The organism is Caulobacter sp. D5, assembly GCF_003185805.1.
Classification (GTDB): domain Bacteria; phylum Pseudomonadota; class Alphaproteobacteria; order Caulobacterales; family Caulobacteraceae; genus Caulobacter.
In genome coordinates, this window is record NZ_QHJY01000045.1 from 1 (window position 1) to 7,376 (window position 7,376).

Consider the following 7,376-nt stretch of genomic DNA (forward strand, 5'->3'; position numbering starts at 1 on the left):
AGGCCCAGAACGCCGTCCTGCTGAAGGCCGACTGGACCAAGCGCGACGCCACGATCGCCAAGGCCCTGGCCGAGCAGGGCCGCGCTGGCGTGCCGCTCTATCTCGTCTATCCCAAGGGCGGCGGCGCGCCCGCCATCCTGCCCCAGCTGCTGACCGAAGGCCTGGTCATCGAGGCGGTGGAGAAAGCGGCCAAGGGCTGAGCCTCAGCCGGAGAGTTTATCTGGCAAAGGGAGCAAGGTTGGTCTCCCAATTGGCATCATGAATGATGCGGGCATGATGATGTGATCCTGCAAGGATCTGTGATTTCGTAAGATGAGATACGGAGGACCAATTGCCAGCAAAAACATAGGTTGCATTTGCTGGCATAACGCTCTCTAGTATCGTCATTCCGGTTGTTGGAAATACGTAGGCAACATAAGCGTGAAATCCGCCGTGACCTAAGTAGACTTCTGGAGGATTTCGGCTCGCCAGAAACGTGAGTCTACTCATAATTGGTCCACGAAACGTAGGAGCTGTGCGCCCAATTAGACCTGCTACGTGTGCGCTTACTCCAGAGAGTGTGCTTCCGGGGGGTAAAAGCGTCCAGTTTACGCGCCGGGTGTGAGGCGGTAGGAAGGAGGTCAAATTTTCGTGCCGAACCTCCACTTCTCCGAATAATTCGAGCATTAAATTTAGGGTATGTAGAACCTCAGCCTCTGGCGTTTGCAGCCAAGTCGAGGCTGGGGATGTTACTAGGCGAGAACCAGCGTGGTCTACGACGGTGAGTTCGATCCCGAGCGGCGGGACAAATGTGCGCGGGTAACAATCACGATAGATATCGACGGCTTCGGTTACGGTGCGAGTTTGGCCGGGACCTGCCCACTCTTGCCGAGTCCATTCGCGCCTCCCCACAAGTCTAGGCTCTTTTGGGCGGTCACGGTGGGTCACATAGATCCCCTCTGCATTGGTCCGGCTAACCTTTCCAATGGCCGGTGGAAGTAGCGTGTCGCCGTCCCCAAGCTGTGCAAAACCGGACCTGTCGAGCTTTCCTCTCTCAATTTGTCCGAGATCGACAACGAACTTGAATTCCGTATTCGGGATCAATCCGCCGAGGTAGCTTGAAAGCGCCCGAACGTACTTCCTTCTAATCAGCATTCTTCCCTGCCTTGTGCGGTGGCGTTTTAAGAGAAATGGTTGAGCTTGTTTGATGTTCTAGAGGTTGTGGGTGCGGCATATTGTCTCGCTATGAGCGCGTCGCTCACCGACTGGGCGGCGGGCTGACCACCGAACCTGTCAGAAGCTTCATTTGTCAGCTCCCGCCACGTCGCTACCGTGCGGCGCGCACCCCAGGGGCGGAGGGCGAGATGCGGGCTTGGACGGTCTTTGGGGCAGCTTTCGGGGCGATCCTGGCGTTGGCGGGGCCTGCGGCGGCCGCGCCTCAGACCTGGCTGATGTCCGTCGATCGGTGGGGCAACGCCGAGCATGCGGTGCTGACTCTGGACGCCAAGGGTGACGCGCTCTTAGGCGCGGTCGACGACTGGACCCTGACGGGCAGCCGGCGGGGCGACAGGCTCAGCTTCGTCGCCATCGACAGCCACGGCGTCCCGCACCGCTATGAGGCCACGCAGCGCGACGGCGTCCTGACCGGCTGGGCCGACTATCCCGACACCAGCAACAAGGCCCGCGCCCGCCACGCCTTCACCGCCCTGCGGCTGGAGATCCCCGCGGGGCCGCCGGGGCGGGTGACCTATTCGCCCGCCAGCTTCTCCAACACCTTCACCGCCGACCTGCCGCCGGCCCTGGTGATCCGGCCCGGCGACGTCGTGGCGACCCGCACCATCGATTCCGGCGGCGTCGACGAGCAGGGCAAGGTCGCGGCGCTCTACGGCAATCCCCAGACCGGGCCGTTCTTCGTGGCCGGGGCCAAGGCCGGCGACGTGCTGGCGATCCACATCCGCAAGCTGACGCTCAATCGCGACTATGCCGACAGCCTGGACGGCGTGGCCGGCCGGGCCATGTCGCTGGGCCTGGCCGCGCGCTCGGCGGGACTGGGCAAGCCGGTCCGCTGGCGGCTGGATCGCGCGACAGGGCTCGCGCGCCTCGAGGAACCGCCCGAGCGGCTGAAGGACTACGCCGTCCCCGTCCGGCCGATGCTGGGCGGCCTGGGCGTGGCGCCGGACTTCGGCTTTCCCCCGCAGTCGGCGGGCGACAGCGGCCGCTGGGGCGGCAACATGGACTTCAACGAGATCGGCGAGGGGGCCACCGTCTATCTGCCGGTGTTCCAGCCCGGCGCCATGCTGTTCCTCGGCGACGGCCACGCCCTGCAAGGCGACGGCGAGACCACCCAGTGGGCGCTGGAGACCTCGCTGGACGTCGAGTTCAGCGTCGAGCTGCTGCCCTCCCGGCCGCTAGCCGCGCCGCGCATCGAGACCGCCGACCGGATCACAGTGCTGGGCCAGGCTTCGTCGCTGGACGAGGCGGCCCGGGCGGCGACCGGGGCGATGATCCAGTGGCTGGAGCAGGACTATGGCCTCAACCCGTCCGAGGCCTCGCTGATCCTCGGCGGCGCGGCCGAGTACCGGGTGGCGACCCTGGCCGGCCGCAACGCCGGCCTGGCGCTGAGCCTCGACAAGGCCCGGCTGAGCGGACTGGCCAGAAAGCCCTAGCGACCGCGCACGGCCTCGCGGATCACCCGCGTGGCGCGGAACCAGCCCACCAGCATGTTCACGGCGTAGACCGCGGCGAGCAGGTAGGCGCCGTGCAGGGTGACGTCGTCCTCGCCCGGCCCAGCCTTGAAGGAAATGAAGGCGAAGAAGACGGCGAACAGCACGCAGGCCAGCAGCAGGTGCAGGCAGTTCAGCTGATAGCGCAGCACCCGCCCGTCCAGGCCGTGCTCGGTCCAGAACCGGCCTTCGTTGTAGATCTGCAGGGCCTTCCAACTGCGCCGAAACGACGAGAACGGCGTCTTGAACGTCACGACATTGGCCTCGACTCGCCGGGGCGGCTTGTTCTGCTGCTCGAGCAGGGTCGCCACGCGGTCGAGAACGCCCCCGTAGGAAGCCGTCGGGTCCAGCGGGATCGACCCGCGCAAGGTCCACAGGAAGTCGAGCATGGCCTAGCCGTACGACCGAAGGTCAAGCTGGGCAATGGCCTGCGGGCTTGGCCCGGCCTCTACTTCTTCTTGTCGCCGCCCCAGGGCAGGCGCGCCCTCACGTCGTCGATCGGCGTGCGCGTGGTCGTCACCGGCGGCGGCGCGGCGATCACCGGCCGGGGCAGGGGATAGGCCCGCCAGCCGGTCTGGATCAGCGCCTCGAAGCCCTGGCAGCGCGGCATGATCCGCACCGCGCCGGTCTTGGGCCGGGCGAAGGGCGGCGGCTGGCGCACGTCCTGGCGGCGCGGGTCGATGAACATCCAGTCGCCGGGCAGGGCGTAGCCCCGCTCGCCGCCGGTCTTGACGGCCTGGTAGGCGAGGTTGGCCTGGAACGGCTTGACCCCGTACTTCAGCATGGCGCGCAGGAAGATGGCGTCGGCCTCGGCCCGCTTGCCCGGCTCGCCCACCGCATAGAGCCAGTCGTGGACGATGGCGGCGCGCGCCGTCGGTCCCTGCGGCTCGATGAAGCCCTGGCCGTACCAGGGCACGCTGGCGAAGTCGGTGACGTACCAGCGCGGCACGACGATCACCTTGCCGGTCTCGACGTCGCAATAGGGGAACTCGGCCTCCAGGGTGAAGAGCTTGCGCCCCTCCTTGGCCTGGTTGAACAGCATGATCGGCTGCGGCGTCAGCGAGCTGGGCGGGGTCGGCGCCACCACCGGCACGAAGACGGTGGTCTCCTTGGTCGTCGTGCAGGCGGCCAGGGCGAGGCCGGCGGTCAGAGCGGCGACGAGGGAAAGCTTGGAGCGGAGCGTCATGATCGTGGCGTTCGGGGAGAAACGGGGCGAGCGATGCCGTCTTCTGGCGGCCGAAATGCGGCGGATCAAGCGTTCATGGCCAAGCTTGGCCGCGAGTAACAAAGGATTGCACGTCCGGTGCGCTGTTCCACCGCAGGACGATCCGTGAGAATGTCTCGCAACGCCGACTGTCGCCCCTCGGAGGTTCCCCATGATCACCCGTCGCCTGATCGTCGCCAGCGCCCCGCTGGTCGTGCTCGCCCCCAGTTTCGCGCTCGCCGCGCCAGCCCCGGGCTTCACGGCCAAGGACATCGACGGCAAGACCCGCTCGCTGGCCGAGTTCAAGGGCAAGACCGTCGTGCTCGAATGGGTCAACGAGGGCTGCCCCTATGTGAAGAAGCACTATTCCGGGAACATGCAGGGCCTGCAGCAGGCCGCCACGGCCGACGGCGTGGTCTGGCTCAGCGTCGCCTCCTCGGCCCCCGGCAAGCAGGGCTATTTCGCCGACGGCGCCCAGGCCAGGACCTGGATGAGCGCCAAGGGCGCCAAGCCGACCACCCTGCTGCTCGACTCCGACGGCGTGGTCGCCACCGCCTACAAGGCCAAGACCACCCCGCACATGTTCGTCATCGATCCGGCCGGGCAGGTCGTCTACCAGGGCGCCATCGACGACAAGCCCAGCAACAAGGTCGAGGACATCGCCGGCGCCAAGAACTACGTCGCCGCCGCGCTGGCCGACCTCAAGGCTGGCCGCAAGGTGGCCGTCCCGGCGAGCCAGCCCTATGGCTGCGCGGTGAAGTACAAGGACGCTTGAATGGGAAACCTCTCGCGCGCCCCTTCCTCGTCATCCCGGCCGAAGCGTAGCGAAGAGCCGGGACCCAGGGGACTGGGCGCCGCGTCCAGGCTGGGCGCTCGCGCGGCGGCCGGCGTAGTGCGGCGGCCCCTGGGTCCCGGATAAGCGCTGCGCGCTTTCCGGGATGACGGGCTTGGTAGGGTAGAGGGAAAGCTCAAGCCGCCGGCTGGGGCGGCGCGGTGATGACCTCGACGTTGTCGTTCAGCAGATAGACCATGTCGCGCAGGGCGAGATCCTGCTCCTTGACCGTCTTGGCCGCCGACATGGCCGACAGCTTCTCGGGCAGGTCCTGGCTGATGCCGCGCAGGATGCACTTGAGGTCGTCGACCGCGCCGCGCTCCTTCAGGGTCACGTGGCCCTTCATGTCGAGCGCCGACAGGGCCTCGATCTCGGCCTTGAAGGCGGTGAAGCCGGAGAGCGGGACTGCCGCCGCGGCGGCGTCCTTCGGCAGGGCCTGGCGATAGGCCTCGGTCTGGCCCTTCAGCGCGCCGGCCCTTTTGACGATGTCGGCGAACAGCGGCTCGCCCGCCACCGACGCCGGGGCCTGGCCCTGTTGCACTACGGCCGGAGCCTGGTCGACGGGCGCCGCCGAACCGGTCGAAGCCAGCCACAACATGGCGGAAAAGGCGATCGCGTCGCAGGACATCAGGCGCTCCAGGCGAAAAACGTCATTGGTCTTCATGACGCCGAGACTGACCTTTGGTAAGCCCGCTCCCGTAAACACCGTTTTACCACATATGGAGTTGCCCGTGGCCGACCTCGACGCTGCCTGGACCCGCCTGGAAACCGCCGCCAAGGCCGCCGGGGAGAAGCGCATCGTCGAGTTCTTCGACGCCGAGCCCCAACGCCTCGAGACCCTGACCCTCGACGTCGCGGGCCTGCATCTGGACCTCTCCAAGCAGGCCTGGGACGAAGCCGGCCTGGAAGCCGCGCTCGACCTGGCCCACGCCGCCGACGTCGAAGGCGCCCGCGCCCGCATGCTGGGCGGCGAGGCGATCAACAGCTCCGAAGGCCGCGCCGTGCTGCACGTCGCTTTGCGCGCCAAGGCCGACGCCGACATCAAGGCGCAAGGCGTTCCGGTGATGGCCGACGTCGAAGCCGTCCGCAGCCGGATGAAGGCCTTCGCCGAGGCGGTGCGCTCGGGCGCGATCAAGGGCGCCACCGGCAAGCCGTTCAAGGCCATACTGCACATCGGCATCGGCGGCAGCGACCTTGGTCCCCGCCTGCTGTGGGACGCCCTGCGCCCGGTTAAGCCGGAGATCGACCTGCGGTTCGTGGCCAATGTCGACGGCGCCGAGTTCCTGCTGACCACGGCCGACCTGGATCCGGAAGAGACCCTGGTCGTGGTGGTCTCCAAGACCTTCACCACCCAGGAGACCATGTCCAACGCCGCCGCCGCCCGCGCCTGGCTGGTCGCGGCCGTGGGCGAGCAGGGCGCCAACGCTCACCTGGCCGCCGTGTCGACGGCGCTCGACAAGACCTCGGCCTTCGGCGTGGCCGACGAGCGGGTGTTCGGCTTCTGGGACTGGGTCGGCGGCCGCTATTCGCTGTGGTCGGCGGTCAGCCTGTCGGTGGCCGTCGCCGCCGGCTGGGACGTGTTCCAGGGCTTCCTCGACGGCGCGGCCGAGATGGACGCCCACTTCGCTTCGGCCCCGCTGGAAAAGAACGCCCCGGTGCTGGTGGCCCTGGCCCAGATCTTCAACCGCAACGGCCTGGACCGCCGCGCCCGCTCGGTCGTTCCGTACTCGCACCGCCTGCGCCGCCTGGCCTCCTTCCTCCAGCAGCTGGAGATGGAGAGCAACGGCAAGTCGGTCGGCCCCAACGGCCAGCTCGCCGCGCGCGGCACCGCCACCGTGGTGTTCGGCGACGAGGGCACCAACGTCCAGCACGCCTATTTCCAGTGCATGCACCAGGGGACCGACATCACCCCGATGGAGCTGATCGGCCTGGCCAAGTCGGATGAAGGCCCGGCGGGCATGCACGAGAAGCTGCTGTCGAACCTGCTGGCCCAGGCCGAGGCCTTCATGGTCGGCCGCACCACCGAGGACGTCGTGGCTGAACTCCAGGCCAAGGGCGTGTCCGAAGCCGAGATCGCGACCCTGGCGCCCCAGCGCACCTTCGCCGGCAACCGTCCGTCGACCCTGGTGCTGCTGGATCGCCTGACGCCCCAGACCTTCGGCGCCCTGATCGCCCTCTATGAGCACAAGACCTTCGTCGAGGGCGTGATCTGGGGGATCAACAGCTTCGACCAGTGGGGCGTGGAGCTGGGCAAGGTGATGGCCAACCGCATCCTGCCGGAACTGGAAGCCGGCGCCGTGGGCAGCCACGACGCCTCGACCAGCGCCCTGATCGACCGGCTGAAGAAGTAGGGCCTCAGCCAGACCCCCAACCTGATTGCATCAGGTCGGGGGGTCTGATCTTTTGTCGTGACGCATTTTCTTCACGCGAACCGGAAGCCACTTCGCTCGAAAATGCTTCGGTCCAACCCACCACGGTCAGCGAATAGGCCGGCAGCGTCAGCGCGCCGGCCGACGTCGTGAACCGGCTGGGCGGCAGCGAGCGCGCGGGCCGGCTTTGGGCCCCCGCGTCGCGCCAGGCGTATTGCGCGGGGCCGAACTGGACGACGTCCAGCGGCCCCTCGACCGGCCGCCGGCCC

General features: G+C 67.5%; 8 protein-coding genes. 4 read left to right on the plus strand and 4 right to left on the minus strand.

Annotated features, from left to right (window positions below; all coding sequences use genetic code 11):
- On the plus strand, positions 1 to 200 hold a 200-nt coding region (locus DMC18_RS03435), incomplete at its 5' end, for a hypothetical protein (protein ID WP_146217958.1).
- A gap of 1,230 nt (positions 201 to 1,430) precedes the next feature.
- Positions 1,431 to 2,645, plus strand: a complete 1,215-nt coding sequence (locus tag DMC18_RS03440; protein ID WP_233245279.1) for an acetamidase/formamidase family protein — start codon at positions 1,431 to 1,433, stop codon at positions 2,643 to 2,645.
- Here the strand turns inward: DMC18_RS03440 and DMC18_RS03445 are convergent.
- A complete protein-coding gene (locus DMC18_RS03445) occupies positions 2,642 to 3,091 on the minus strand; it encodes a hypothetical protein (RefSeq protein WP_110120474.1) in 450 nt (149 codons plus the stop codon). The two genes, DMC18_RS03440 and DMC18_RS03445, sit on opposite strands and share 4 nt — an antisense overlap.
- A gap of 59 nt (positions 3,092 to 3,150) precedes the next feature.
- Positions 3,151 to 3,888: a DUF1353 domain-containing protein gene (locus DMC18_RS03450; protein ID WP_110120475.1), complete on the minus strand. Its 738-nt coding sequence runs from the start codon at positions 3,886 to 3,888 to the stop codon at positions 3,151 to 3,153.
- Positions 3,889 to 4,078: 190 nt separating this feature from the next.
- On the opposite strand from DMC18_RS03450, the gene DMC18_RS03455 reads away from it, so the two are divergent.
- Positions 4,079 to 4,681, plus strand: coding sequence for a thioredoxin family protein (locus DMC18_RS03455; protein ID WP_110120476.1), 603 nt, complete (start codon positions 4,079 to 4,081; stop codon positions 4,679 to 4,681).
- A 193-nt stretch (positions 4,682 to 4,874) separates the two neighbouring features.
- Here DMC18_RS03455 and DMC18_RS03460 read toward each other — a convergent pair whose 3' ends face one another.
- The gene (locus tag DMC18_RS03460; RefSeq protein WP_110120477.1) at positions 4,875 to 5,366 is read right to left on the minus strand and encodes a hypothetical protein; all 492 of its coding nucleotides are present in this window, start codon (positions 5,364 to 5,366) and stop codon (positions 4,875 to 4,877) included.
- A gap of 103 nt (positions 5,367 to 5,469) precedes the next feature.
- On the opposite strand from DMC18_RS03460, the gene pgi reads away from it, so the two are divergent.
- Positions 5,470 to 7,089: a glucose-6-phosphate isomerase gene (gene pgi, locus DMC18_RS03465; protein WP_110120478.1), complete on the plus strand. Its 1,620-nt coding sequence runs from the start codon at positions 5,470 to 5,472 to the stop codon at positions 7,087 to 7,089.
- 4 nt (positions 7,090 to 7,093) lie between these two features.
- Here the strand turns inward: pgi and DMC18_RS25865 are convergent.
- Positions 7,094 to 7,376, minus strand: a 283-nt coding sequence (locus DMC18_RS25865; RefSeq protein ID WP_158285849.1) for a hypothetical protein, incomplete at its 5' end; no start/stop codon positions are given.

What these genes read in the sequence shown, in the direction of transcription:
- DMC18_RS03440 (WP_233245279.1), top strand. Translation starts at nt 1,431, where the DNA reads ATGTCCGTCGATCGGTGGGGCAACGCCGAGCATGCGGTGCTGACTCTG.
- DMC18_RS03445 (WP_110120474.1), bottom strand. Translation starts at nt 3,091, where the DNA reads ATGCTCGACTTCCTGTGGACCTTGCGCGGGTCGATCCCGCTGGACCCG.
- DMC18_RS03450 (WP_110120475.1), bottom strand. Translation starts at nt 3,888, where the DNA reads ATGACGCTCCGCTCCAAGCTTTCCCTCGTCGCCGCTCTGACCGCCGGC.
- DMC18_RS03455 (WP_110120476.1), top strand. Translation starts at nt 4,079, where the DNA reads ATGATCACCCGTCGCCTGATCGTCGCCAGCGCCCCGCTGGTCGTGCTC.
- DMC18_RS03460 (WP_110120477.1), bottom strand. Translation starts at nt 5,366, where the DNA reads ATGTCCTGCGACGCGATCGCCTTTTCCGCCATGTTGTGGCTGGCTTCG.